21 protein-coding genes and 1 tRNA gene are annotated in these 24,594 nt (G+C 64.8%); 8 read left to right on the forward strand and 14 right to left on the reverse strand.

The window, feature by feature from the left end:
* Nucleotide 1 precedes the first annotated feature (1 nt).
* Nucleotides 2-1,108 carry a tricarballylate utilization 4Fe-4S protein TcuB gene (tcuB, locus tag FXB41_RS37055; protein ID WP_219685296.1) on the reverse strand — a complete coding sequence of 369 codons (1,107 nt, stop codon included), beginning with the start codon at nucleotides 1,106-1,108 and terminating at the stop codon, nucleotides 2-4.
* The gene (gene tcuA, locus FXB41_RS37060; RefSeq protein WP_219685297.1) at nucleotides 1,095-2,486 is read right to left on the reverse strand and encodes an FAD-dependent tricarballylate dehydrogenase TcuA; all 1,392 of its coding nucleotides are present in this window, start codon (nucleotides 2,484-2,486) and stop codon (nucleotides 1,095-1,097) included. Before tcuA ends, tcuB begins: the two co-directional genes overlap by 14 nt.
* 159 nt (nucleotides 2,487-2,645) lie before the next feature.
* Between tcuA and FXB41_RS37065 the strand changes: the two genes are divergently transcribed.
* Complete coding sequence (locus FXB41_RS37065) at nucleotides 2,646-3,341, forward strand: GntR family transcriptional regulator (RefSeq protein WP_219685298.1); 696 nt, start codon at nucleotides 2,646-2,648, stop codon at nucleotides 3,339-3,341.
* A gap of 13 nt (nucleotides 3,342-3,354) precedes the next feature.
* Here FXB41_RS37065 and ybaK read toward each other — a convergent pair whose 3' ends face one another.
* The 8 genes from ybaK to mobB form a co-directional block, all read right to left on the reverse strand.
* Complete coding sequence (gene ybaK / locus FXB41_RS37070) at nucleotides 3,355-3,828, reverse strand: Cys-tRNA(Pro) deacylase (RefSeq protein WP_219685299.1); 474 nt, start codon at nucleotides 3,826-3,828, stop codon at nucleotides 3,355-3,357.
* A 233-nt stretch (nucleotides 3,829-4,061) separates the two neighbouring features.
* Nucleotides 4,062-6,830 carry a formate dehydrogenase subunit alpha gene (gene fdhF, locus FXB41_RS37075; protein ID WP_007600675.1) on the reverse strand — a complete coding sequence of 923 codons (2,769 nt, stop codon included), beginning with the start codon at nucleotides 6,828-6,830 and terminating at the stop codon, nucleotides 4,062-4,064.
* On the reverse strand, nucleotides 6,827-8,536 hold the full coding sequence (locus tag FXB41_RS37080) for an NADH-ubiquinone oxidoreductase-F iron-sulfur binding region domain-containing protein (protein WP_219685300.1): 1,710 nt from the start codon (nucleotides 8,534-8,536) through the stop codon (nucleotides 6,827-6,829). Before FXB41_RS37080 ends, fdhF begins: the two co-directional genes overlap by 4 nt.
* 245 nt (nucleotides 8,537-8,781) lie before the next feature.
* The gene (locus FXB41_RS37085) at nucleotides 8,782-9,069 is read right to left on the reverse strand and encodes a hypothetical protein (RefSeq protein ID WP_007600673.1); all 288 of its coding nucleotides are present in this window, start codon (nucleotides 9,067-9,069) and stop codon (nucleotides 8,782-8,784) included.
* 91 nt (nucleotides 9,070-9,160) lie between these two features.
* Entirely contained in the window at nucleotides 9,161-10,816 is a 1,656-nt protein-coding gene (locus tag FXB41_RS37090) for an OFA family MFS transporter (RefSeq protein ID WP_219685301.1), read from the reverse strand.
* Between the two features lie 318 nt (nucleotides 10,817-11,134).
* Nucleotides 11,135-11,398: a sulfurtransferase TusA family protein gene (locus tag FXB41_RS37095; RefSeq protein ID WP_007600670.1), complete on the reverse strand. Its 264-nt coding sequence runs from the start codon at nucleotides 11,396-11,398 to the stop codon at nucleotides 11,135-11,137.
* Between the two features lie 66 nt (nucleotides 11,399-11,464).
* Entirely contained in the window at nucleotides 11,465-12,721 is a 1,257-nt protein-coding gene (locus FXB41_RS37100; protein WP_007600668.1) for a molybdopterin molybdotransferase MoeA, read from the reverse strand.
* A 9-nt stretch (nucleotides 12,722-12,730) separates the two neighbouring features.
* On the reverse strand, nucleotides 12,731-13,258 hold the full coding sequence (gene mobB / locus FXB41_RS37105; protein WP_007600666.1) for a molybdopterin-guanine dinucleotide biosynthesis protein B: 528 nt from the start codon (nucleotides 13,256-13,258) through the stop codon (nucleotides 12,731-12,733).
* A gap of 208 nt (nucleotides 13,259-13,466) precedes the next feature.
* Here mobB and fdhD point away from each other — a divergent pair, with 208 nt between their 5' ends.
* Genes fdhD through FXB41_RS37120 form a run of 3 tightly spaced genes read left to right on the forward strand, consistent with a single transcriptional unit; the run spans nucleotide 13,467 to nucleotide 15,269 of the window.
* Nucleotides 13,467-14,357: a formate dehydrogenase accessory sulfurtransferase FdhD gene (gene fdhD / locus FXB41_RS37110; protein ID WP_007600665.1), complete on the forward strand. Its 891-nt coding sequence runs from the start codon at nucleotides 13,467-13,469 to the stop codon at nucleotides 14,355-14,357.
* Complete coding sequence (gene mobA, locus FXB41_RS37115) at nucleotides 14,338-14,979, forward strand: molybdenum cofactor guanylyltransferase MobA (RefSeq protein WP_088941160.1); 642 nt, start codon at nucleotides 14,338-14,340, stop codon at nucleotides 14,977-14,979. The genes fdhD and mobA overlap by 20 nt, the downstream gene beginning before the upstream one ends.
* Nucleotides 14,980-15,035: 56 nt before the next feature.
* Nucleotides 15,036-15,269, forward strand: a complete 234-nt coding sequence (locus FXB41_RS37120) for a hypothetical protein (RefSeq protein ID WP_245285994.1) — start codon at nucleotides 15,036-15,038, stop codon at nucleotides 15,267-15,269.
* Nucleotides 15,270-15,295: 26 nt separating this feature from the next.
* Here FXB41_RS37120 and FXB41_RS37125 read toward each other — a convergent pair whose 3' ends face one another.
* Genes FXB41_RS37125 through FXB41_RS37135 form a run of 3 tightly spaced genes read right to left on the reverse strand, consistent with a single transcriptional unit; the run spans nucleotide 15,296 to nucleotide 19,252 of the window.
* Nucleotides 15,296-17,245, reverse strand: coding sequence for a molybdopterin biosynthesis protein (locus FXB41_RS37125; RefSeq protein WP_007600662.1), 1,950 nt, complete (start codon nucleotides 17,243-17,245; stop codon nucleotides 15,296-15,298).
* Between the two features lie 12 nt (nucleotides 17,246-17,257).
* On the reverse strand, nucleotides 17,258-18,364 hold the full coding sequence (locus tag FXB41_RS37130; protein ID WP_007600661.1) for a molybdopterin-binding protein: 1,107 nt from the start codon (nucleotides 18,362-18,364) through the stop codon (nucleotides 17,258-17,260).
* A gap of 54 nt (nucleotides 18,365-18,418) precedes the next feature.
* Nucleotides 18,419-19,252: an ABC transporter substrate-binding protein gene (locus tag FXB41_RS37135; RefSeq protein WP_007600660.1), complete on the reverse strand. Its 834-nt coding sequence runs from the start codon at nucleotides 19,250-19,252 to the stop codon at nucleotides 18,419-18,421.
* 406 nt (nucleotides 19,253-19,658) lie between these two features.
* On the opposite strand from FXB41_RS37135, the gene FXB41_RS37140 reads away from it, so the two are divergent.
* Nucleotides 19,659-20,552 carry a substrate-binding domain-containing protein gene (locus FXB41_RS37140; protein WP_219685302.1) on the forward strand — a complete coding sequence of 298 codons (894 nt, stop codon included), beginning with the start codon at nucleotides 19,659-19,661 and terminating at the stop codon, nucleotides 20,550-20,552.
* 99 nt (nucleotides 20,553-20,651) lie between these two features.
* A complete protein-coding gene (locus FXB41_RS37145) occupies nucleotides 20,652-21,878 on the forward strand; it encodes an ABC transporter substrate-binding protein (RefSeq protein WP_219685303.1) in 1,227 nt (408 codons plus the stop codon).
* Nucleotides 21,879-21,986: 108 nt separating this feature from the next.
* Here FXB41_RS37145 and FXB41_RS37150 read toward each other — a convergent pair whose 3' ends face one another.
* Nucleotides 21,987-22,964, reverse strand: coding sequence for a TAXI family TRAP transporter solute-binding subunit (locus FXB41_RS37150; RefSeq protein ID WP_219685304.1), 978 nt, complete (start codon nucleotides 22,962-22,964; stop codon nucleotides 21,987-21,989).
* Between the two features lie 107 nt (nucleotides 22,965-23,071).
* Here FXB41_RS37150 and FXB41_RS37155 point away from each other — a divergent pair, with 107 nt between their 5' ends.
* Both FXB41_RS37155 and FXB41_RS37160 read left to right on the forward strand, forming a co-directional pair.
* Nucleotides 23,072-24,046: a Bug family tripartite tricarboxylate transporter substrate binding protein gene (locus FXB41_RS37155; RefSeq protein ID WP_219685305.1), complete on the forward strand. Its 975-nt coding sequence runs from the start codon at nucleotides 23,072-23,074 to the stop codon at nucleotides 24,044-24,046.
* A 384-nt stretch (nucleotides 24,047-24,430) separates the two neighbouring features.
* Nucleotides 24,431-24,506: transfer RNA gene (locus FXB41_RS37160), tRNA-Ile, on the forward strand.
* Nucleotides 24,507-24,594: the final 88 nt, after the last annotated feature.

Below are 24,594 nucleotides of genomic sequence, written 5' to 3' on the forward strand. Positions count from 1 at the left end.
ATCAAGAACCGGCATCGCTGCGTCGCTCCTGCGCGTAACGCACCAGTGCCGCGAAGCGATAGATGCCGTGCACGAACTTGCCGTACGGCATGGTGACGAACAGCGCGAACACTGCACCCAAATGCAGCGCCAGCAGCGGCCCCATGGCTGCAGTCTCGCGCAGAATCAGAAGCAGCATGCCGGTGAAGCCGGTGAGGAACAACATGGCGATAAAGCCGACATCCATGCCATAGCGCTGCTCGTCGAGCAGCGCCGGATCGCGCCGCATCTTGGCGACGAACAGGCCGATCGGCCCGATGATCAGACCGATGCCACCGAGCGTGCCGAGCACCACCGGCAGATCCCACCACGGATACGGCGCCTCGCGCCCGAGCAGATAGTGATACAGCGTGGCGACCGAGGTCGCGGCGAAGCAGAGCAGGAAGCCGTAGAAGGTCAGGTGATGGAAAAGCTTGCGCCGGTCGGTCGGCTTGTCATCCTCATTGTAGCAGCCGACGCCGCCACCATGGAGATAGCGCAACTCACCAGCGTCCCGCATCGCCTGAAAGATCGAGCCACCGTCCGCACGGCCGCCGATCGGTGGACCGATATCCCGCCAGAACGCGCGCACGCTCATCACCAGCGCGAAGATCGCATAAAGGAAGGCCGCGCTGAACAACGCCGCCATCGCGTTGTGCGGCATCAACTTGTAGAAAGCGCCGGGGCCGGTGTGCACGCCGAACAGCACGGTGCGGTCGTTCAGGGCCGCGAAGCCGAGGATGAAGGCGGCCATGCTGAGCGCGGCGACGATGCTGATGACGAGACCGTTACGCGCGAAGACACCGGACAGCGCCTGTGGCCAGGCATAGGCCGCGTAGGATTCCGCGCGCGCGATCGCCAGCGTCTGCGGAACGTTGACGTTGAATTCGTGCGGCGGCGAGAACTGGCAGTCGACGTAGCAGGCGCCGCAGCCATGGCAGAGATTGGCGAGATAATTGAGGTCGCCGTCGGAAAAGGCGCGACGCATCTCCATGGCGGGAAATACCGCGCAAAGTCCCTCGCAATAGCGGCAGGAATTACAGACGGTCATCAGACGGTCTGCCTCGTCCAGAATCCTAGTTCCGTGCATGTTTCGCCGCTTCCCGTCCTGCGATCCGTCCGAACACGCTGCCGATGGTCATGCCCATGCCGGCGGCATAGCCCTTGCCGAGCACGTTGCCGGCCATGATCTCGCCGGCCGCGAACATGTTGGCCGACGGCTTGCCGTCAGCCATCAGCATCCGCGCCTCCCTGGTCACGCGCGTGCCGAGATAGGTGAAGGTGATGCCGGGCCGCACCGGATAGGCAAGGTAGGGCGGCGTCTCGATCCGCCTCGCCCAATGCGTCTTCGGCGGTGTGATGCCTTCGGTGCGGCAATCGTCCAGAATGGTGTGGTCGAAGGTGCCGGGCCGCACCGCGGCATTGAATTCGGTGATGGTCTTTTCCAGCGCGGCCGGATCGAGCTCGAGCTTGCCGGCGAGCTCGGCAATCGTCTGCCCTGCGATCGGCGGGAACAGCGTCGGCATGAAGCTCGTGACCACGGTGGAATCGAAGATGATGTAGGCGATCTGGTCGGGCTGCGCGGCCACCAGCCGGCCCCAGATCGCGTAACGCTTCGGCCAGATGTCCTCACCTTCATCATAGAAGCGCTGCGCGTGCTTGTTGACAACGATGCCAAACACGACGGAATCGTGCCGCGTGATGATGCCGCCGTCGAATTTCGGCGCGCGCGCGTCGATCGCGACCGCATGGCACTGGGTGGGGTCGCCGACCTCCTGCACGCCCTTGGCGAGCAGCATCTTCAGGATTGAGCCGCGGTTATAGGGCGTGCCGCGGATCAGGAAATTGTCGGCGGCCTCGCCCCAATATTGCTTCAGCCATTCGATGTTGGCCTCGAACCCGCCGGCGGCGGCGACCAGTGACGTCGCGCGTATCTCGGTGTCGCCCTTGATAGGCCGCTTGAGGCAGGCGGCGAGAAACATGCCGTCCTCGATCACGAGGTCGGTGACCTCGGCGTCGTATTCGACTTCGACCCCGAGCTTCTCGGCGGTGAGATAAAGTGCGTTCAGCATCGCGCGGCCGCCACCGAGAAAGAAGGAGTTGGTGCGACCGAGGCTCAGCGTGCCGCCAAGCGAGGGCTGCCAGCGCACGCCCTGCTCGACGATCCAGTTCAAAATGTCCTTGGACTCGCGGATCATGTGCCGGGCGAGTATCTCGTCGGTCTGGCCGCCGGTGACGCGCAGGAGATCCTCCCAGAACTCCTCCTCGGTGTAGGGGCCGGTGAGGATTTCGGTCGCCTCGTCATGCGCGCAGCGCATATTGCGGGTGTGGCGCGTGTTGCCGCCACGATAGAATTTTGGCGCGCCTTCGAGCACCAGCACCGACGCACCACCGCGTCGCGCGCTGATCGCCGCACACAGTGCCGCGTTGCCGCCGCCGATCACCAGCACATCGTATTTGCTGCTCATGCCGTCTGCCCGATGCGACGAAGTCGGAGACATTCTGCCCCGCAGGCGGCCCCGGTCAATCCGGTTCGCCATTGCGCACTTTTGTATACAAAGATATACAGAAATCCAGCAAGCGCCATCGCTGCATGGGCAGGATGCGCGTGGCGAGCACGAGGATGGATGGCAAGACGCCCGACAAAGGCAGGCGGCTCGATCGCGCGCGGCGGCGGCGTGGCGCTCGGCGAAGCCGTGTTCCGCTCGCTCTGCGAGGCGCTGCAGGCCGGCAGCTACCGCGCCGGCGACCGCCTGCGCGAGGAAGAGGTCGCCCAGCGGCTGAAGGTCAGCCGCACGCCGGTGCGGGAGGCTCTGGGGCGGCTTGCGGCCCGCGGGTTCGTCGAACCTGCCGGCGGCCGCGGTCTGATCGTGCGCAACCTCGACATCTCCGAGGTGCTCGAACTCTACGCCATGCGTGAGATCATGGAGGGCGCCGCCGCCCGACTTGCCGCCGAGCACGCCTCGGCGCCCGAGGTCGATGCACTCAGGGATATCGAGCAGGCTTTCGTCGAAGCGTCCGAGACCGACGCGGGCGAGATGGCAGGAGAAATGGCAAGGCTCAACCGCGCCTTCCACGAAGCGATCTGCCGCGCCGCGCGCAACCGCTATCTCGACAACGCTTCGCGGGAATTGCAGGACTGGATCGCTCTGCTCGGTCCGACTACGTTCACCGTATCGGGCCGCCCTTCGACCAGCCACGGCGAGCACCAGGCCATCATCGACGCCATCGCGGTTCGCGACGGCGGCAAAGCGGAGCAGCTTGCGCGTGCACACATCGGCGAAGCGCTGCGCTGTCGGCTGAAGCTGTTGCAAAAGCAGTAGCAGAACGCCGCGCTCAGGCGACCAGTTCCGCGACGATCGCCTTCAACACGTCCCGCACATCGCCTGGACTGAGCCGCACCTGCAGTCCGCGCTGACCGCCATTGACGTACACTTGGTCATGTGCGAGCGCGCTCTGCTCGATCACGGTGCGCACGGGCTTCCGCTGCCCGAACGGGCTGATACCGCCAACCTTGTAGCCGGTGAGGCGCTCGGCCTCAGGCGGCTTCATCATCTGCGCCGACTTGCCGCTAACAGCAGCGGCGAGCTTCTTCATCGAGACTTCCTGATCGGACGGGACGATCACGCAGACCGGCTTGCCGTCGACCAGCGCCATCAGCGTCTTCAACACGCGCGCGGGGTCCTCGCCGAGTGCGGCAGCCGCCTGGAGGCCGATGCTTTCGGCGTCGGGATCGTAGTCGTAAGAGTGGACGGTGAAGGCTACACTGGCGGCTGTGAGGGCGCGTGTGGCGGGGGTGGCTTTGGACATATGCGATGTCTAGCACCGCTGCTGCGAGGAGCGAAGGGACGAGTACGGCGCAGTCTCTCCCCGAGCCGTCCTGGCGAAAGCCAGGACCCATTACCCCAGGGAGGCGTTGGCGAAGACTCCTAGTTCGGTACTGCGACCATCCACATCGATGGATCACGCGGTATGGGTCCTGGCTTTCGCCAGGACGACACCGGGGTGTGGGATCCCTGCGCCGCCTAACGACCGCTGCCGCCCTACTCCGCCGCGTCCCGCAGCTCGGCGCGCTCGGCCCTGGCCGCGCAGAACTTGAACTCCGGGATCTTGCCGAATGGATCGAGCGCCGGGTTGGTCAGGAGATTGGCCGCCGCCTCCGCGTAGCAGAACGGCATGAACACCATGTTCTCGGGAACGTCGCGGTCGGAGCGGACCTTGACCTCGACCGCGCCGCGGCGGGTCTCGAGCCGGATGAAATCGCCCGGCGCGAGCTTCTTCCTGTGCATGTCCTTCGGCGACATGAACGCGACCGCCTCCGGCTCGATCTGGTCGAGCACCTGCGCGCGGCGGGTCATCGAGCCAGTGTGCCAATGCTCGAGCACGCGGCCGGTCGAGAGCACCATCGGATACTCGGCGTCGGGAATCTCGTCCGGCGGGATGACGTGGGCCGGAACGATCTTGCCGCGGCCGCTCGCGGTCGGAAATCCCGTGGTGAAGATGATCTCGTTGCCGGGCACGTCGGGACCGTCGACGGGATAGGTGACCGCGCCCTCGCGGACCAGACGTTCCCAGGTGATGTTCTTCAGCGACGGCATCAACTCCGCCATCTCGGTGAAGACCTCGCCGGGACCAGCATAATTCCACGGCAGCCCCATGCGCTTGCCGATCTCCTGGATGATCCAGAGATCCTGCCGCGCATCGCCCGGCGGCTTGATCACCTGGCGCGCGAGCTGCACGCGACGATCGGTGTTGGTGAAGGAGCCTTCCTTTTCGGCAAACGCCGAGGCCGGCAGGATGACGTCGGCGTGGAATGCGGTCTCCGTGACGAAGAGGTCCTGCACCACGAGATGATCGAGCATGGCAAGCGCCTGGCGCGCGTGCTGGAGATCGGGATCGGACATCGCGGGGTTCTCGCCCTCGATATACATGCCCTTGATCTCGCCGGCATGGATCGCGTTCATGATCTCGACCACGGTCAGGCCGCGCACGGGATCGAGATCCTGGCCCCACAGCTTCTCGAAGGCACCGCGCATGTCGTCGCGGCCGACCGGCTGATAGTCCGGTAGGAACATCGGGATCAGACCGGCATCGGAAGCGCCCTGCACGTTGTTCTGGCCGCGCAGCGGATGCAGGCCGGTGCCGGGCCGGCCGACCTGGCCGGTGATCAGCGCCAGCGCAATCAGGCAGCGCGCATTGTCGGTGCCGTGGACATGCTGGCTGATGCCCATGCCCCAGAAGATGATCGACGATTTTGCCCGCGCATAGGTTCGCGCGACCTCACGCAGGGTCTGCGCCGGGACACCGCAGATCGGCTCCATCTTCTCCGGCGTGAACTCCTTGATCTTCTCCTTGAGGTCCTCGAACCCCTCGGTGTAGCCGGCGATGTACTGATCGTCGGTCAGCCCTTCGGTGATGATCGTGTGGATCATCGCGTTCAGCATGGCGACGTCCGAGCCCGGCTTGAACTGCAGATGCTTGGTCGCATGACGCGACAGCGTCTGACGGCGCGGATCCATCACAAACAGTTTTGCGCCGTTCTGCTTGACCGCGTTCTTGATGAAAGTCGCAGCGACCGGATGGTTCACGGTGGGGTTGGCGCCGATTACGATGATGACCTCGGCGTCCATCGCCGCCGAGAACGGCGCCGACACGGCGCCCGAGCTCAGGCCTTCGAACAGCGCCGCGACCGACGAGGCGTGGCACAGGCGGGTGCAATGGTCGACGTTGTTGGAGCCGAAGCCGGTGCGCACCAGCTTCTGGAACAGATAGGCCTCCTCGTTCGAGCCCTTCGCCGAGCCGAAGCCGGCCAGCGCCTTCACGCCCTTCTCGTCGCGGATCTTGACGAGGCCCCTGGCCGCGATGTCGAGCGCTTCTTCCCAGCTCGCTTCGCGGAAATGCGTGAACGGATTGGCGGGATCAACCTGGTCGTTGGAATCCTTCTTCGCATTCGGCAGCCGCACCAGCGGCTTGGTCAGTCGATGCGGATGGTGGATGTAGTCGAAGCCGAAGCGGCCCTTGACGCAAAGACGGTTGCGGTTGGCCGGGCCATCGCGGCCCTCGGCATAGATCACCTTCTCGTCCTTGACCTCATAGGTCACTTGGCAGCCGACGCCGCAGAACGGGCAAAGCGAATCCACCTTCTTGTCGGCATAGACGACACGGGTCTGCTTCTCGTCCAGCATTACGGCCGGCATCAGGGCCCCGGTCGGACAGGCCTGAACGCATTCGCCGCAGGCGACGCAGGTGGACTCGCCCATGGGATCGTCGAAATCGAACACGATTTTCGAGCCGTGGCTGCGATAGGCCATGCCGATGACGTCGTTGACCTGGACCTCGCGGCAAGCGCGCACGCAGAGGCCGCACTGGATGCAGGCATCGAGATTGACGCGCATCGCCGGATGGCTGGCGTCGGTCGCCCAACGCTCGGCGGCGGGGAAGCGGCTCTCGGTGACCCCAGTGGTTTCGGCCCAATGCCAGAATTTGGACTCCGGATCGTGCGAGGTCTCGCGCGCCGGCTGATCGGCAACCAGCAGCTCCATGACCATTTTTTGCGCGGAAACCGCGCGCGCGCTCTCCGTCTTCACCTTCATGCCGACCGATGGCGTGCGCTTGCAGGACGCCGCGAGCACGCGCTCGCCCTCGATCTCGACCATGCAGGCGCGGCAATTGCCGTCGGGACGATAGTCCGGCGCGGGCGAATAGCACAGATGCGGAATCTCGCGACCCTGGCGTTTTGCGACCTGCCAGATCGTCTCGCCTGCATTGGCCTCGACCTGCTTGCCGTCGAGCTCGAACGTAATCTTCGTCATTCGGCCGCTTCCTTGAACTCGTCAGGGAAATATTTAATCACGGTGGCAAGCGGATTCGATGCCGCCTGTCCAAGCCCGCAGATCGAGGCATCGCGCATCGCCTGGCTCAATTCGTCCAGGAGAGCGCGGTTCCAGACCGGTTGCTGCATCAGCAGTGCGGCCTTCTGGGTTCCGACGCGACACGGCGTGCACTGGCCGCAGCTCTCGTCCTCGAAGAACTTCATCAGGTTCAACGCGGCCGCGCGCACGCTGTCCTTTTGCGACAGGATCACGATCGCGGCAGAGCCGATGAAGCAGCCGTATTTTTCAAGCGTGCCGAAATCGAGCGGGATGTCGTCCATCGCCGCCGGCAGGATGCCGCCGGACGCACCACCCGGGAGGTACGCATAGAATTGATGGCCGTCGGCCATGCCACCGCAATATTCGTCGATCAGCTCGCGCACGGTGATGCCAGCAGGCGCGAGTTTCATGCCGGGGTTCTTGATGCGGCCCGAGACCGAGAAGCTGCGTAGGCCGTGCCGCTCATGGCGGCCGTGGCCCTTCCACCAGTCGGCGCCCTTCTCGACGATATCGCGCACCCACCACAAGGTCTCGATATTGTTGATCAAGGTCGGCAGGCCGAACAGGCCGACCTGGAATGGATAAGGCGGCTTGTGCCTGGGCAGGCCGCGCTTGCCCTCGATGCTTTCCAGCAGCGAGGATTCCTCGCCGCAGATATAGGCGCCGGCGCCGCGGCGCATATGCAGCGTCGGACCGCCCGGCGGCAGCTTTGCAATCTCGCGTTCGAGGATTTCGCGCGATGCCGGATATTCATCGCGCAGGTAGATGTAGATATCCGAGGCCTGCACCACATGGGCGCCGATCAGCATGCCCTCGAGGAAGCGGTGCGGATCGCTTTCGAGATAGACGCGATCCTTGAACGTGCCGGGCTCGCCCTCGTCGCCGTTGATCGCCATCAGCCGCGGGCCGGGTTCACCCAGCACCGCGCGCCATTTGCGTCCCGTCGGGAAGCCGGCGCCGCCGAGACCGCGCAACGAGGCGTCGTCGAGTGCCTTCAGCAGGTCGTCGGTCGCTAGCTCGCCCGAGCGCAGGCGATTGAGCAGCTTGTAGCCGCCACCGGCGACATAGGCGTCATAGCCGATATAGTCGGGCAGATGCGCGTGGGTGTCGCCTGCCTTCGCCGCCGCCATCACATTGGCGACCGTGGCGTGGTCAACAAAGTTGTGTCCGACTTCCGCGGCGGGCGCCGTATCACAGCGACCGACGCAGGGCGCGCGCACCACGCGGATGCCGGGACCCGACGCGTCCTGCAAATCGGCAAGCAGCTTCTCTCCGCCCAGCATCGCGCAGGTCAGCGAATCGCAGACGCGGATGGTCAGCGGCGCGATATCGGGCTCGCCCTCCTTCACCACGTCGAAATGCGCGTAAAAGGTTGCGGTCTCGAACACCTCCGCGAACGCGAGCTTCATCTCGTCGGCGAGCGCGGCGAGATGCGCGGCCGCGATCTGGCGGTACTTGTCCTGGATCAGGTGCAGATATTCGATCAACAGGTCGCGACGCCGCGGCCTGTCGCCGAGCAGCTGCGCGATCTCATGCGCGGCGGTGGGATCAACCTGCCGTCCCTTGGGGGTGGATTTGGCGCGCTTCCGTCCCTGGCCCGGATGCTCGAATTCTCTGACCTTGTGAACGTCGTCGTTGCTGCTCATGGAGACGTCGCGTTCTCTTCAAATGCGTAATGACTTTAGGCCGGATCGCCAAGCGATGCGCCTTCGTTTCCTGATTCGATCAGCGGAACGACCGGTTCCCGCGTCGCGCCACCAAGCCAAATTCGAAGCAACTCTAGTCTCTGGTATGCCAGATGCAAGACAATTTAGAGCGTGTCTAGAGTGATTTAGGAGGCAGGCGGTCGCCCGCCATGCCCCTTTACGCAAGCGTCGGACGGAACCCGATCTCAGGTCTTGCTCATGCACTCTTCGATGTAGAACCAGCGGTCATCGCCGGCGAGGCCTTTGGCTTTCACGTCGGCGCGACAGGCCTTGAGCTTCGGTTTGTTGGCCGCCCATTTCGCCTTCATGTCTTTCAGCTTCTGCATGGTGAGCTTCATCTTGCCAGGCTTTGCTTCCGTCGTTGCAGTGGGCGCCGCAGGTGTCGTTGTCGTCTGCGCGGATGCGGTATGAAGTCCAGCGACGAGCAATACGGCCGCAAGGCCAATTCGAATACAAATTCGGGTGCGAATCATTTCAATCCCCCTAAGTCCCATTCCTGATGATGTCTGAAAGGCCAACGAAGCGGGACGCCTGATGAGCATCCCGCTTCTGTCTCGACGGCGGTCAGAAGATCTTGACCGCGCTCTCCAATGTCTTCCAGACACCCCAAAGCAGGGGAACGCCGACGAAGGCCCAGAACAGCGCCGCCTTGGCGTCAAGCCCGCCAAAACCGATGCCGTAGGAGCCGTGCGGCCCCGCGGCTGCGGCGCTGGCGCTTGCCGCCTGCAACTTGGCGACATCGGCCTCCTTCATGTGCCATTTCGAATCGACCGGCTTGATCAGGTAGTTGCAGATCAGACCGGCGATCAGCATCGCGCAGAGAATGTACATGGTCGTGTTGTAGAGCTGGTCGCGCGGCACGCCCGCCGCGAGCTGGAACTCGCGGATGTAGTTCACCACGACGGGGCCGATGATGCCCGCGGTGGACCACGCCGTCAGCAGCCGGCCATGGATGGCGCCGACGAACTGGGTTCCGAACATGTCGGCGAGATAGGCCGGCACGGTGGCGAAGCCGCCGCCATACATCGACAGGATGATGCCGAAGCCAAGCACGAACAGGAGCTTCGAACCCATCGCCGCAAAAGTCGGCGCCAGCGCGTAAAGCGCGATGCCGAGGATGAAGAACGTATAGTAGGTGTTCTTGCGCCCGATCTTGTCCGACAGCGATGCCCAGAAGAAGCGGCCGCCGATGTTGAACAGCGACAGCAATCCGGCGAAGCCCGCGGCGATCGCGGCGATCTGCGCCTTCTGTCCCGCATCAAGCGCGTTGAAGCCGACGTTAGGCAGGCCGATCAGCTTGCCGGCGAAGATCTCCTGGAGCATCGGCGAGGCCATGCCGATCACGCCGATGCCGGCCGACACGTTCAGGCACAGCACCCACCAGATCAGCCAGAACTGCGGCGTCTTGTGCGCGTCGTTGAGATGGACGTTGGCCTTTGAGATCATCGCGTTGGCCTTCGACGGCGCGGTCCAGCCCTCGGGCTGCCAGCCGGGCGGCGGCAAGCGATAGCGGAACGCGCCGATCATCATGAACACGAAGTAGATGACGCCCATCGTGACGAAGGTCTCCCAGACGCCGACCGAGGTCGGGGTCTTGAAGTAGTTCATCAAGAGGTTCGCCAGCGGCGCGCCGATCATGGCGCCGCCGCCGAAGCCCATGATGGCCATGCCGGTCGCCATGCCGCGGCGGTCCGGAAACCATTTCACCAGCGTGGACACCGGCGAGATATAGCCAAGGCCGAGACCGATGCCGCCGATCACGCCCGAACCCAGCCACAACAGCCAGAGCTGATGGGTGTAAACCCCGATCGCACCGAGGAAGAGGCCGCCGCACCAGCACAGCGCCGAGACGAAGCCGGCCTTGCGCGGGCCTACGCGCTCCAGCCAGCCGCCCCAGACCGCAGCCGCGATACCGAGCAGCACGAAAAAGAGCGTGTACATCCATCCCATGCTGGCGACCTTCCAGTCGCAGCTGGTCGTGAACAGCTCCTGAAACAGCGACATGTCTGCGCACGCCTTCGGCGCGGTCACGCCGATCGCGCGCGACAGCGGCAGCCAGAACACCGAGAAGCCGTAGGCCATGCCGATGCAGAGATGGATGCACAGCGCAGCCGGCGGCACCAGCCAGCGATTGAACCCGGCGGTCGCGATGGTCCGCTCGCGATCCAGAAAACCTGCGCCGGCACCCGAAAGTGTTCCCGCGCTCTCGATGGTAGACATGCATTCCTCCCCTAAAGCCGCGCTTCTGAACGGCCTGCCACGACGGTCCTGTTCCTCAGCCTGCAGCGCAGCCTTTGTCCCTGCTGCTCCGCACAATGATCGACGCGCGCCAGGATCGTCACGCGCATCCGAGACGTTAAACCCCTAACCTTGGGGGCTATGCCCGACGCCACGGTCGGGCTTCTTTCGATGGCCCACTTGCTCCGCATATCGCAGGCAAGACTCGACCTCCGCGTCTCGGCGGAGGAAGTCAATTGGGGCAGAAGTGATGATCGATGTCGATAGACAAAAGGTAGGTATCAACCGAGTGACCGCCGGCTAAGTGGGCGGCGCACCATTGATGTTTTCTATCGACCGATCGGCCTTCTCAATCAAGAACACGATGCGCGCGTCGTTGCGCTCGGTGATCTCCACCGTGTCGCCGGTCTCCCGGATCAGGTTTGGAATGTCAATCACCGACAGGGGATCCGTGCAGTGCACTTCGAGCTGATCGCCCGGCTGCAAGGGCTTCAGCGCTTTGCGCGTCTTCAGGGCGGGCAGCGGGCATTTCAGTCCGGTGAGATCGAGCGTCGTTCTGGTCATCGGCGCAACATGGCGGGAGGGGCCGATGGCGTCAACGCCAGGACAGCGCCAACGCAACGCCAAGACTCAGAGCAGATCGGCATAGGACAAGAAACCCACGCTCTGCCCCGGCTCGACACGCGTGACCTCCTCATCGAGCTCGATGAGGCCGTCGGTGTCGACCAGTGAGGACAACAGCCCAGCGCCCTCGCGTGGAAACTTGATGGCCTCGAGTGCACCGTCCGGCGTGCGCCGCAAGGAAGCGCGAACATATTCGCGACGCCCCGCCTTCTTCTTGTAGGTGAATGCCGCGCGCACCGGGATCGGCAACGGCGGCTCCGGCAGGCTGCCCGCAAGCGCGAGCACCGTCGGCCGCACCACATGCACGAAGGTGACGAAACTCGCGACGGGATTGCCCGGCAATCCGATCAGCGGTGTGCCCTCGATGATGCCCATCGCCACGGGCCGTCCCGGCTTGATCGCCATCCGCCACAACACCAGCGAGCCGATGCTCTCGACCGCCGCCTTGACGTGATCCTCCTCTCCGGTCGAGACGCCGCCGGTGGTGAGGATCAGATCGTGACTGCCTGCGACTTGCTTCAAGCCATTCGCGAGCAACGTCCGCTCGTCGCGCAAGATGCCGAGATCGCTGACTTCGCAGCCGAGCCGGCGCAGCATCGCCATCAGCATGAAGCGATTGGAGTCGAACAGCTGCGAGGCCGCGCGCGGCTCGCCGGGCGAGGCCAGTTCATCACCAGTCGAGAACACTGCGACGCGGATGCGCCTGACGACGTCGAGCCGGACCAGGCCGAACGCCGCCGCGAGCGCGACATGTTGCGGCAGCAAGCGCTGGCCTGCGCGCAGCGCGATGTGGCCCTGGGGAATGTCCTCTCCCGCAGGGCGGACATTCGCGCCCGGCTTCAGCCCCGGCGGCAGCACAATTCGACCGGCCTCGTCGATGCGGACATCTTCCTGCATGAAGACGGTTTCGGCATCCGGCGGCATCGGCGCGCCGGTGAAGATGCGCGCGGTGTGGCCGGCCTTGATCAGCGCCAGTGCCAGACCGCCGGCCTGGATGCGGCCGTCGAGCGGGAATGCCCGCTCAACGCTATCAGGAAGATCTGCGTTGCGCACGGCGTAGCCGTCAACAGCGGAATTGGTGAAGGGCGGCAACGGCAGCGGCGCCGCGATATCGCGGGCCAGCACGCGCCCATCTGCATCGATGAGCGCCACGGTTTCGAGATCGACAATCGCGTTGACGCGCGTCGTGATCAGGCCAACGGCCTCGTCGACCGACATCATCGGTCCGCCGAAGGCAAAACAATCGTCCGACAATTGCGCCATGGTGCCTCGTCAGCGCATCGCAGCGCTTTTCGCGACCGCTTCCTCGACTGGCATCGCGGCGCGCAGCAGCAATTCCGCGGCGGCGGCGATATCGTCGAGATGGACGGTCGGCAGTCGGGTTTCAATGGCAACGTCGGCCGCGATCCCGAAAATTCCGGGATCATCGGGAAACAGCAGCGGCTTGTCGTTGGCGGCGCGATGCACCTCGATCTTGCGATGCGGCTCGCGCTTGAAACCCTCGACCACGACGAGATCGACGGCCGACAATTTGCTCAACAGTTCCGGCAGACGCGGCTCCGCCGCCCCGCGCAATTCGTGCATCAGCGCCCAGCGATTTGACGAAGCAACCAGCACCTCGGCCGCGCCGGCCTCGCGATGGCGCCAGGAATCCTTGCCGGGCACGTCGACGTCGAACTGGTGATGCGCATGCTTGATGACCGAGACGCGCAAGCCAAGCGCATTGAAATGCGGGATCAGCCGCGTCAACAGCGTGGTCTTGCCCGCACCGCTCCAGCCTGCAAGGCCGATGACTTTCATTCCAGCTCCGTCTCCGCGAGCGACCCGGTCCTTGATGGAACCACTCTCTTCTCCGTCATTGCGAGCGCAGCGAATCAATCCAGGAATGCATCCACGGCGGCAGCCTGGATTGCTTCGCTTCGCTCGCAATGACGAATAGGCGGCATTTCGTTCTCTCGCTAGCATGCTTATATCGGCTTGACCCGAATGTCATGCTAACGTCGCGGCCATGATGAAGATCGACAAAGCCCCCGTGCCCCTGATCGTCCCTGACACCGAGGACCCGCGCCTCACCGAGAGCGTGACCGGGACCGACCAGTCCGGCGCCAGGATCGAAATCAAGGTGCCGGTGGAGCGCCCGCTGACGCTCTACCTGAATTCGCAGGAGATCGTCACCATGATGACGATCGGCGACTATCCGGAATATCTGGCGCTGGGCTATTTGCTCAACCAGAATATGCTGAAGTATAATGACGCGGTCACCGAGGTCGAATACGACGACGACCTCCAAGTGGTGGTGGTGCGCACCGAGCACCACACCAATTTCGAAGCCAAGTTGAAGAAGCGCACACAGACCTCGGGCTGCGCGCAGGGCACCGCCTTCGGCGATCTGCTGGAGGCGGTCGAGAGCGTGGCGCTGCCGAAGGCCGAGCTGCGCACCTCCTGGCTCTACCAGATGACTCAGACCATCAACACCATGCCCTCGCTCTATCTGGAGGCTGGTGCGATCCACGGCTGCGTGCTGTGCAGGGAGGGCGAGCCGCTCTGCTACACCGAGGATGTCGGCCGTCACAACGCCGTCGACAAGATCGCGGGCTGGATGTACCGCCACGGCGTCGATGCATCCGACAAGATCCTCTACACCACGGGACGGCTCACCTCGGAGATGGTGATCAAGACGGTCCGCATGGGCATTCCGATCCTGGTGTCGCGCTCCGGCTTCACCGCCTGGGGTGTCGATCTCGCCCGGCAGGTGGGCTTGACGCTGGTCGGCCGCGCCCGCGGCAAACGGTTCATCGCGTTGTCGGGGGCAGAGCGCATCGTCTACGACCAGAACCTCGCTTACGTCGAGGAAGAATCGGCCAAGCACAAGCGCAAGGGTGAAGGTGGTGACGACTAGCTTTCCGACCACGCAAGGCGTGCTGCTCGCCGGCGGCCTCGCGCGGCGTATGGGCGGCGGCGACAAGCCGATGCGTACCATTGGCGGCCGCACCATTCTGGAACGCGTGATCGCGCGCCTATCGCCCCAATGCAGCGGGCTGATCCTCAATGCCAACGGCGATCCCGTCCGCTTCGCCGCGTTCGGTTTGCAGGTCATCGCCGACGACGTGCCCGGCTTTCCCGGCCCGCTCGCCGGCATCCTTGCCGCGCTCGACTGGACCGCGGCGAACCGGCCCGAGGTGAAGTGGGTGCTCAGTGCCGCCTGCGATTGCCCGTTCCTGCCGCGCGATCTGGTCGCGCGCTTGCATGAAAAACGCATCGCGGCGAATGCCGAGCTCGCCGTTGCGGCATCAGGCGATCAATCGCATCCGGTGATCGGCCTGTGGCGCGTTGGCTTGCGCGACGAACTGCGTCATGCGCTGGTGGTCGAAGACCTCCGCAAGATCGACCGCTGGACCGCGCGCTACCCGCTCGCGACCGTGACGTGGCCGACGGAGCCGCTCGATCCGTTCTTCAATGCCAACACCGTTGAAGATATCGCGGAAGCGGAACGGCTGACCGCACTGGATGACGCCGCTTAAGGCCGCGTGAGCTTGGGTTCGCGGGCCGTGAACCGAGACGAGAACGCGAGCGACCAATGATCGGGACATTGCCCGGATCAGCCATGACGGACCCCCTCTTGAACGTTATCTTCGAAGTGATCGATTTCGCACTCGATTGCTCGGTCGCAGTCGACGACACGAAGTGGCGGAGCAAGCCTGAAATCGTTGAGGGCCCGCTGCCACCCGCCGCGCAGCGCGCACTTGCCGAAGCCGAGGAGCGGCAGCGCGTGCGCGAACAGACCGGCGGGGAGACAATCCAAACCTCGTAGCGGAGCGCTGACCGAACGACGCCAGACTACGCCGGTCGGAAGCCGGCGCGCTCCAGCGCGGCGCGCGCTTCGTCCGAGCCGAGCGCATCGAGAAAGGCCCGCACTGCCGGACGCTGCTTGCGCGCCGTCACCAGCGCGAAGTCATAATGTTCCTCCGCGAGCGGAATGAAACCGAGGCCAACCGCGTTGGCGACCGGCGCAATGGTCATGCCCCAATCGGCGCGGTGCTGTGCGACCGCCGCGGCCACCGCATTGTGCGAGCGTGGCTGGTTCCAATAGCCCTCCGGGCGCGCACCACCGAGCAACCGGTCGATCAGGATGCGCGTGCCGGCGCCTTGGTTGCGGTTGACCATGATGCAGGAGGGATCAGCGAGCGCCGCGGCCACGGCATCCTTCGCGCTGTGGCCTTCAAAACGCTTGTCGCCCTTGCGGAACACGATGCCCTGCATCCGCCGCCAGCCCGGCACGAGCTCGAGTCCTTCGGCGAGGTAAGGCGTATTGTAAGTCTCGCTCTTTTCGTCGAGCAGATGGATCGGCGCCAGATCGCATTCACCGCGCCGCGCCGCCGCAAGTCCGCCGAGGCTGCCGACGGCGATCGAGCGCACGGTCAGGCCGGCATGCGCGAGTTGCGCCGTGACGAGATCGAGGCCGGTGCAATGGCTGCCGACGATAACGAGATCGGGCACCCGCACATGCGGCGTAAACAGCGTCACCTCGGCCTCGGTCCCGGCCGGCATCTTGTCGGCGAGTGCGTCGATGCGCAGAAAGCCGTCGGCCTGCGCGAACGACGTGATCGCACCGGACCCCTTGCCGGAGGGATAGGCGATCAAGCCGTCCTTGCCTTCGACCAGCGAGACCATGACGAATTCGGTGCGGCCGAGCTCGGAAGCAATGCGCACCGGCACGGTCGCGTTCACCTTGGCATCGGAACGCGGCGGCAGTCCGGCCATTTTGCGCAGCACCGGTACGATCATGTCGTGAAAGGTGAACATCGCCGAAGTCGGAAAACCCGGCAGGATCACCACCGGCTTGCCGTCACACACCGCAAGGCACAGCGGCTTGCCGGGCTTGAGCGCAATGCCATGCGCGATGATGCCGGGCTGGCCGAGCCGGCCGATGATGCGATGGGACAGGTCGCCCGCGCCTTTCGACGTGCCGCCGGAGAGCACCAGCATGTCGGCGTCCGCCAGCGCACCCCTCATGGCGGCTTCGAGCTGAGCTTCGTCGTCCGGAATGGCGCCGAGGAAAACCGCCTCTCCGCCGTTCTCGTCGATCGCAGCAGTGACGATCGCGCCGTTGGTATCGTAGATCGCAGCGGGCGCGAGCACCTCGCCCGGCTGAACCAATTCGTCACCGGTGGAGATCACGGCAACACGAGGTTTGCGCACGACGCTCACCTCGGCAATACCACAAGCCGCCAGCATGCCGACCTCGCGTGAGCCGATGATGGTGCCGGCGCGCAGCAGCGCCTCGCCACGCGCGATATCGGATCCTGCGTAGGATATGAATTGCCCGGGCGAGGCCGCGCGACGGACGTCGATCGCACCGGACCCCGCCGGCTGGGTATGCTCGACCATGATCACGGCATCGGCACCGCGCGGCAGCGGACCGCCGGTGGCAATCGGCGTTGCCGTTCCCGCCGCCACTTGCACCGCCGGTACGGTGCCGCAGTGAATGGTCTCGCCATTCAGCCCGAGGCGAACCGGCGCGCCTTCGCCGGCTGTCGCAAGATCCGCAGAGCGCACCGCAAAACCATCGACATTGGAACGGTCGAACGGCGGCACGTCGATCGGCGCAGTGATGTCTTCAGCGAGCGACGCGCCAAGCGCAGCACCGAGCTTGCGCGTTTCGCTCGAAAGAGCTCGCGGGAACAGCGCGGCCTCGAAGCGTGCCAGCGCCTCCTCGCGGGAAAGGATTTTGAGGAACTGTTCCTGTTCGAGCGCGCTGCGGACTTGCGATTGCGGGATCATGGTCATGCTAAACCCATATCATTCCCGCATCAGATAGGCATCGACCGGCGCGCCCGCTGCAAATCCCTCGTGACTGGCGGGAACAAGCAGCCATGCATCCGCGCGGGCAATTGCCTGGAGCGGCCATTCTCCTACCGCAAGTGGCACCCACGCATGATGTTCCTCGGCCAGCAGGACCATTTCGGCGATGCCGACGCTGGATGCAATTTTTCGCGCGAGCGACAAGGCTATCGGTCGGCGCGGCAGCCGCGCTGACAGACGGTCGAGGAGCGGCAGCACGAGCGCAAGCCAGACCGCAAGCGCATGTTCCGGCGATCCGGGCAAGGCGACGACAGGAATGGTTCCGAGCCGCCCGATCGCGGCGGTGCGTCCGGGCTGGAGCGCAAGACCATGGGCGATCACGTCACCACGCTGGGCCAGCGCCGTGACCGCTGCATCGTTGCGACCGACACCGCTGCCGCCGATCGTCAGCAGGAGATCGCAGGTGGGCGCCCCGATCGCCTCCGCGATCGATCCCGCGTCGCGCGCGCCGGCCTCGTGCGTTTGCACATCCAGCCCTGCGGTGCGTGCGATGTCCGCAATCAGATGCATGGTCAGCGTTGCACCTGGTACATTGACAATGCGCAGTCGCGGACGCCGCACGCTCAGTCGGTCCAGTCCGGCGGCGCGCGCAAGCAGCAGAGCGCCAGGACCGACCGGATACCCCTCTGCCGCGGCAGGCGTGCGTCCGTCGATGTCACTTCCGGCGCGCCTGACGCCCTGCCCCGGTGCGCTCTCCGCCAACACCTGGACGAGCGGACCAGACATCTCGACTGCGTCGGCATCGAGCACACAGTCGCATCCCGCCGGCATCGCGTCGCCGGCATCGACCCAGGCGGGCGCTGTTGCGAGAGGCAGCGGTGAATAGGAGGACGCGCCGACCAGATCGTTGGCCCAAAACGCCCAGCCGTCGGCGGCAGCGACGTCACGGGACGGTCGGGCCGCGAGCAGCGGATTGCCCGCCGCGATGCAGCCGGCCGCTTCAGTCAGCTGCAACTCCACCGGCGCGAGCGGATCGAGCCCCTTCAGCAACGCGGCGAGCGCGGCGTCGAGCGGCGTCAGCAAGGGCGGCAGGCGCTGGGTCATGCGCCATGATGGACCATGCATCGCCCGGTTTGGCAACCGCTGGCGATACGAACGTCAGCCGCCCGACTTGTCCGCATTGGGGAAGAACAGTTGTTGTCCGTCCACCTTGTATCCGGCGATCGCCGCCTGCCCGTCAGGCGAGATCAGCCAGTCGACGAAGTCTTGCCCCAGCTCCTTCTTCACGTTCGGAAACTTCGCGGGGTTCACCAGCATCACGCCGTACTGATTGAGCAGACGCTTGTCGCCTTCGACGACGACGTCGAGATCGCCGCGCTCCCGAAAAGCGATCCAGCTGCCGCGGTCGGACAGCACATAGGCGTTCGCTGTGCGCGCTGCATCGAGGGCGGAGGCCATGCCCTGCTTGGCCTCGCGATACCAGCCGCCTTTGGTGCTCGCGATGTCGATGCCGGCGACGATCCAGAGCGCGAGCTCGGCGGCATGGGTGCCCGAACGGTCGCCGCGCGTCACGAACGGCGCGCCCTTGGCCTCGATCGCCTTCAGCGCGGTCGCGATGTCCTTGCCCTTCACGCCGGCGGGATCGCTCTTCGGCCCGATCAGCACATAGTCGTTGTACATCACGTCAAAGCGCTTCACCGCAAAACCGTCGGCAACGAATTTCTCCTCCTGCGGCCGTGCATGCATCAGCACGACGTCGACTTCGCCCCTTCGTGCCCCCTCGAGCACCTCGTCGGCGCGCCGCGCGATCACGGTCACGTCGATGCCGGTCTTCTCACGGAAGATCGGCAGCAGGTAATCGAGCAGGCCGGACTCCTGCGTCGCTGTGGTCGTGGCAAGCACGATCGCGCGGTCCTCCGCGGATGACGCCGCAACGCCTGCGGCAAGGCCGCAGAGAAGCACGAGTGCAACGGAGAGGCGGCGGACGGCCATGATCGGGTTCCCACTGGCTATGACGCGATCATGATGATGATCGATTGCGCCGCACTCGTGACGCGTTTGCTCGTTGCCGCGCCGGATGCAGACAACAACAGATAGAGCGCAGGTCAAGCCACTACCGGCCACAGACTTTACCCTCCGCGTCCGCGCGCCGACGACTCGGGAAATCTCGGCAACACGCGGAGCGGCATATGCCCATTGCAGTTGCGCGCGCGACAGCCCGCAAGATGGGCACCACGCGAGCGATTCAGGATCGTTCACCAAAGCAGAGATCGCGCGTGAGGATGTGTTGCAAAGCAGCGAGATGATCAGGCATGGTCGTGGCGGACAAAACTTGAAATGCAGAATTCCACCTGCGTCGACCGTCAAAAAGAAGCAAGAATTTGCATAGGAATGCAGGATGGAATTCCTGACGACCAGCGAAGCCGCCGATTATCTTCGGCTCGGCGAACGCAAGCTATACGAACTCGTCACCACCGGTGCGATCCCCTGCACCAAGGTGACCGGAAAGTGGCTCTTCCCGCGGCACGAACTCGACCTCTGGGTGCTGTCCGGACTGGCGCGCCCGGCCGGCATGCTGATCGCGGAGCCGCCGCCGGTCGTCGGCGGCAGCCAGGACGAGCTTCTGGATTGGGGGCTGCGCGAATCCGGCTCGGGCCTGGGCTCGATGAGCGAGGGCAGCGCGCGCGGGCTCGAGCGGTTGCAGCGTGACGAGGTGATGGCCGTGGCAATGCACTTCCACAGCCTCGATGCCGACGGCAATCTTGCCGCCGACGCCAATGCGACGGTGCTGCGAGACGCTCCGGACCTGCATGATGCATTGCTGGTCGCGTTCGTGCGCCGCGAGCAAGGCCTCGTGTTGCCGCCGGGCAATCCCAAGCGGCTGCGCGGCCTTTCCGACGTGCTCGCGCTCGGGGCCAGGATGGCGATGCGGCAACAGGGCACGGGCGCGCAGATGCTGCTCGATGTGCTGCTCAAGCGCGCCGCCGCGTCGACGCGCGATTTGCGCCGGATCGAGACGCCGGCCCTGACCGGGCCGGATCTCGCCGAGATCGTCCGCGCGGGACAAGCCGATTGCGGAATCGCGACGCGTGCGTCCGCGCGCTCGGCCGGCCTCGATTTCGTGCCGCTGGTCTGGGAAAACTTCGACCTCGCGATGCGGCATCGCAGCTATTTCCGGCCCGCGATGCAGGGCCTGATCCGGTTCCTCAGCGAAAAGCGGTTGCTCCAGCGCGCCGCGGAGCTGACCGGCTACGATCCCTCCCCGGCCGGACAAATCCGCTTCGCCGGCTGACGTTGACGCCCGCCCCCAAATAGTTGCAAAAGAAACCAATTCAGCCGGGCCATACCCGGGGACACACCGGCCAACGCGCCGGATCAGGGGAGGACAAGCATGAAGCCAACGAGATTTGGACTGCCGGTCGCTGCCGGCTTTGCAGCGACATTCCTGGCGACGCTGATGCCGGGCGCCGCAATGGCGCAGGTGTCCGACGACGTCGTCAAGATCGGCGTGCTCACCGACATGAACGGTCCGGCCTCGGCGCCGACCGGCCAGGGCTCGGTGACGGCAGCGCAGATGGCGATCGACGATTTCGGCGGGACCGTGCTGGGCAAGCCGATCAGCATCGTCGTCGGCGACCACCAGCTCAAGGCCGACATCGGCGGCGCGATTGCACGGCGCTGGTACGACGTCGACCAGGTCGATCTGATCGTCGACGTGCCGGTCTCCGCGGTCGGGCTCGCGGTGCAGAACATGGCCAACGAAAAGAAGCGGCTGTTCATCACCCACTCGACCGGCACCGCCGATTTCCACGGCAAGTTCTGTTCGCCTTACGCGATCCAGTGGGTGTTCGACACCCGCGCGCTCGCGGTCGGCACCGCTGACGCGGTGGTCAAGCGCGGCGGCGACAGCTGGTTCTTCATCACCGACGACTACGCCTTCGGCCATTCGCTGGAGCGCGACGCCTCGGCGGTCGTGACCGCCAATGGCGGCAAGGTACTGGGCTCGGTGAAGCCGCCGCTGGCAACGCCCGATCTCTCCTCGTTCGTGCTGCAGGCGCAGGCCTCCAAGGCCAAGATCATCGGCATCGCCGCGGGTCCGCCCAACAACATGAACGAGATCAAGACCGGCTCGGAGTTCGGCGTGTTCAAGGGCGGCCAGCAGATGGCGGCACTGCTGGCGCTGATCACCGACATCCACGGGCTCGGCCTGCAGGCGGCGCAAGGGCTGTTGCTGACGACCTCGTTCTATTGGGACATGGACGACAAGACCCGCGAATGGTCGAAGCGCTACTTCGCCAAGATGAACAAGATGCCGTCGATGTGGCAGGCCGGCGTCTATTCGAGCGTGATGCACTATCTCAACGCCATCAAGGACACCGGCACCGACGATCCGCTCAAGGTCGCAGCCAAGATGCGGGAAAAGCCGATCGAGGATTTCTTCGCCCGCAACGGCCGCTTACGCGATGACAATCTGATGGTGCACGACCTCTGGCTGGTGCAGGTGAAGACGCCGGAGGAAAGCAAATATCCGTGGGACTATTACAAGATCCTCACGACGATCTCGGGCGACAAGGCGTTCGGTCCGCCGGACCCAGCGTGTGCGATGGTGAAGAAGTGAGGATCGCTTAAAGCGATCCTCATTCCGGGGCGGTGCAAAGCACCGAGCCCGGAATCTCGAGATTCCGGGTTCGGTCCTGCGGACCGCCCCGGAATGACCGCTGCGCGATCACTTCACCACCCCGATCTCGCGAAAATACTTGATCACGCCGGGATGGATCAGCTCGGGCTTCGGCGCGGCGGCGACGGTGTTCGCGGCCGTGGTCTCGCAGGCTTGCGCGAGCTGCTTGCAGAATGTCGGCTCGACGCCGTGAAGCGTCTTCGCCAGGCGATAGGCGACATCGTCGGGCAAGTCTTCGCGCGTCAGCACAAAGCTCCAGGAACCCAGCGAGGCGATCGGCTCGGACTGGTTCGGGTAGCTGCCGGCCGGCACGGTGAGCGGCTTGAGGAACGCGTGCTTGGCGCGGATGCGCGCGATCTCCTCGCTGTCAGGCGCGATGAAGCGCGCGCCTGACGCGCTCGAGGCTACCGCCGCGAAGCCCGGCCAGCCGATGCCGGCGCCCCAGAGTGCTGCGACGCGGCCATCCTCGACCATGGCGGGGCCGTCGCCAGCGCGGTCGAGATAGACGGCCTTGAAGTCCTCGTCCTGCTTCAATCCGAGACCATCGAGCACGTAGCGCGCCAGGATCGGCAGGCCCGAGCCCTTGGCGCCGAACGCGACGGGCTGACCGACCAGATCGCGGATGGTCTTGTACGGACTGTCCGCGCGCACCACGAACATGCCGGGGTTGGAATAGATCGCGGTGAGAATCTTCAACCGTACCGGCGCGCGGCCGATGCCGGCGAAGGCTTCATAGGCCGGCTCGCCCGCGACCAGAGCGAGATCGAGTTCGCCCTTCTCCAGCAGCGGAATGTTCTCGTTGCTGCCCTTGGTGTTGCGCGGGGCGATGATGGCTTGCGGATCGGCCGCGTTCATCGCTTGCGCGAAGGCGTTGCCATAGAGCGGAAAGCCGCCGCCGGGCGTCGCGGTGCCCAAGCTGATCGTCAGGCCGGGTGTCGTGGTCGGAATGGCGTTGCCTCCGGTTTGAGCAGCGGCGGGGCTTGCAAGCAGCACCGCGCCGAGAAGGAAAACAAAAGCGAATCTCATGGTCGGTCCCGACGGGGGCGCGTCAACATCGACTTGCGACGATGTAGGCAGCGCCCCGATTTTGTGAAAGCATGCAGCCCAACGACAATAGAACAATGGGAGGCGTCATGTTGCGAATATTGCGTAACAGTGTTTTCGGGCTGGTTTTCCTTGCAACGCTGTTGGGCGCCGCACCTCCCGCCTTCGCCGCTTATCCCGACCGTCCCGTGCATTGGCTGATCGGCTTCTCCGCCGGCGGCCCGGTCGACATCGTGGCGCGGATCATGGCGCAGTGGCTGACTGACCGCTTCGGCCAGCAATTCATCGTCGAGAACCGCACCGGCTCGGGCGGCAACATCGCGGCCGCTGCCGCGATCACCTCACCGCCGGACGGCTACACGCTGCTGTTCGTCGCGCCCAACAATGCGATCTCGACCTCGCTCTACAAGAAGCTGCCGTTCGACTTCCTGCGCGACACCGTGCCGGTCGCCAGCATCATGCAGCTCACCAACATGCTGGTCGTCTCCAACGCGTTTCCGGCCAAGACGGTTCAGGAGTTCATCGACTACTGCAAGGCCAATCCCGGCAAGATCTCCTTTGCCTCGTCCGGCAACGGCACCTCGGTGCACATGTCGGCGGAGCTGTTCAAGGTGATGACCAAGTGCGACATGGTGCACGTGCCCTATCGGGGATCTGCGATCGCGTTCCCGGACATCATCTCCAACAAGGTGCAGCTGATCTTCGACAACCTGCCCTCCGCGATGGAGCAGGCCAAGGGCGGCAACGTCCGTGCGCTCGGCGTCACCTCGCCGCAGCGCTGGCCAAGCGTGCCCGACGTGCCCGCGATCGCCGAGACGTTGCCCGGCTTCGAATCGGTCGGCTTCTACGGCATCTCCGCGCCGAAGGGCACGCCGCAAGATGTGATCGAGATCCTCAACAAGGCCGTCAACGAGGCGCTGAAGGACCCGAAGCTGGTCGCGCGCCTCACCGAGACCGGCGGCATCCCCAAGCCGATGACGCCGGCCGAGTTCGGCAAGCTGGTCACCGATGAGACCGAGAAGTGGCGCAAGGTGGTGGAGTTCGCCGGCGTGTCGGTGGACTAGGCCTGTGGAACTGCCGCGCGCCGGCAGCGCGCCAACGCGACATCGGAGGGGATCGGAAGACCCCCCTCCCAACAAAAAGTGCGAAAACAACCCCATGCACAGTAGAAAGATCGAGTGATCACAAGGGGTTACGGAATCGAAAAACCGAGCCCCCTGGCGCGATTGCCAGAGGGCGGCGGGCGAAAGGCTCGGCGAGGTGGGCTTGCGCCGTCGGGCAAAACAGGACTATAAGGGCATCGTCGCAAATTTCGGTTATTCAAAAATTCCAGGCCTTGCCGCGCCAACGTTTGCAACCGCCAGCGCCAGCATTGCACCCCCGCCTCCGTCCCTGTAAACGAACCGCGCACCGTTGCCGGCCGCCGCTTTTGCGGCCGTCTTGCGGCGGGGCCTGTAGCTCAATGGTTAGAGCCGGCCGCTCATAACGGTCTGGTTGCAGGTTCGAGTCCTGCCGGGCCCACCAGCCTTCGCTCGGCGTCGGAGCGGGCTATGCGGACGCGAGCTATTGCTCGCTCGAGACCGGGTGGTCAGGTGCCTGGCACCTGAACTCG

The organism is Bradyrhizobium canariense (assembly GCF_019402665.1).
Lineage (GTDB): Bacteria > Pseudomonadota > Alphaproteobacteria > Rhizobiales > Xanthobacteraceae > Bradyrhizobium > Bradyrhizobium canariense.

Bases quoted from the DNA above. Each gene is read 5' to 3' on its own strand.
- tcuB (WP_219685296.1), bottom strand. From the start codon at position 1,108: ATGCACGGAACTAGGATTCTGGACGAGGCAGACCGTCTGATGACCGTC.
- tcuA (WP_219685297.1), bottom strand. From the start codon at position 2,486: ATGAGCAGCAAATACGATGTGCTGGTGATCGGCGGCGGCAACGCGGCA.
- FXB41_RS37065 (WP_219685298.1), top strand. From the start codon at position 2,646: ATGGCAAGACGCCCGACAAAGGCAGGCGGCTCGATCGCGCGCGGCGGC.
- ybaK (WP_219685299.1), bottom strand. From the start codon at position 3,828: ATGTCCAAAGCCACCCCCGCCACACGCGCCCTCACAGCCGCCAGTGTA.
- fdhF (WP_007600675.1), bottom strand. From the start codon at position 6,830: ATGACGAAGATTACGTTCGAGCTCGACGGCAAGCAGGTCGAGGCCAAT.
- FXB41_RS37080 (WP_219685300.1), bottom strand. From the start codon at position 8,536: ATGAGCAGCAACGACGACGTTCACAAGGTCAGAGAATTCGAGCATCCG.
- FXB41_RS37085 (WP_007600673.1), bottom strand. From the start codon at position 9,069: ATGATTCGCACCCGAATTTGTATTCGAATTGGCCTTGCGGCCGTATTG.
- FXB41_RS37090 (WP_219685301.1), bottom strand. From the start codon at position 10,816: ATGTCTACCATCGAGAGCGCGGGAACACTTTCGGGTGCCGGCGCAGGT.
- FXB41_RS37095 (WP_007600670.1), bottom strand. From the start codon at position 11,398: ATGACCAGAACGACGCTCGATCTCACCGGACTGAAATGCCCGCTGCCC.
- FXB41_RS37100 (WP_007600668.1), bottom strand. From the start codon at position 12,721: ATGGCGCAATTGTCGGACGATTGTTTTGCCTTCGGCGGACCGATGATG.
- mobB (WP_007600666.1), bottom strand. From the start codon at position 13,258: ATGAAAGTCATCGGCCTTGCAGGCTGGAGCGGTGCGGGCAAGACCACG.
- fdhD (WP_007600665.1), top strand. From the start codon at position 13,467: ATGATGAAGATCGACAAAGCCCCCGTGCCCCTGATCGTCCCTGACACC.
- FXB41_RS37120 (WP_245285994.1), top strand. From the start codon at position 15,036: ATGATCGGGACATTGCCCGGATCAGCCATGACGGACCCCCTCTTGAAC.
- FXB41_RS37125 (WP_007600662.1), bottom strand. From the start codon at position 17,245: ATGACCATGATCCCGCAATCGCAAGTCCGCAGCGCGCTCGAACAGGAA.
- FXB41_RS37130 (WP_007600661.1), bottom strand. From the start codon at position 18,364: ATGACCCAGCGCCTGCCGCCCTTGCTGACGCCGCTCGACGCCGCGCTC.
- FXB41_RS37135 (WP_007600660.1), bottom strand. From the start codon at position 19,252: ATGGCCGTCCGCCGCCTCTCCGTTGCACTCGTGCTTCTCTGCGGCCTT.
- FXB41_RS37140 (WP_219685302.1), top strand. From the start codon at position 19,659: ATGGAATTCCTGACGACCAGCGAAGCCGCCGATTATCTTCGGCTCGGC.
- FXB41_RS37145 (WP_219685303.1), top strand. From the start codon at position 20,652: ATGAAGCCAACGAGATTTGGACTGCCGGTCGCTGCCGGCTTTGCAGCG.
- FXB41_RS37150 (WP_219685304.1), bottom strand. From the start codon at position 22,964: ATGAGATTCGCTTTTGTTTTCCTTCTCGGCGCGGTGCTGCTTGCAAGC.
- FXB41_RS37155 (WP_219685305.1), top strand. From the start codon at position 23,072: ATGTTGCGAATATTGCGTAACAGTGTTTTCGGGCTGGTTTTCCTTGCA.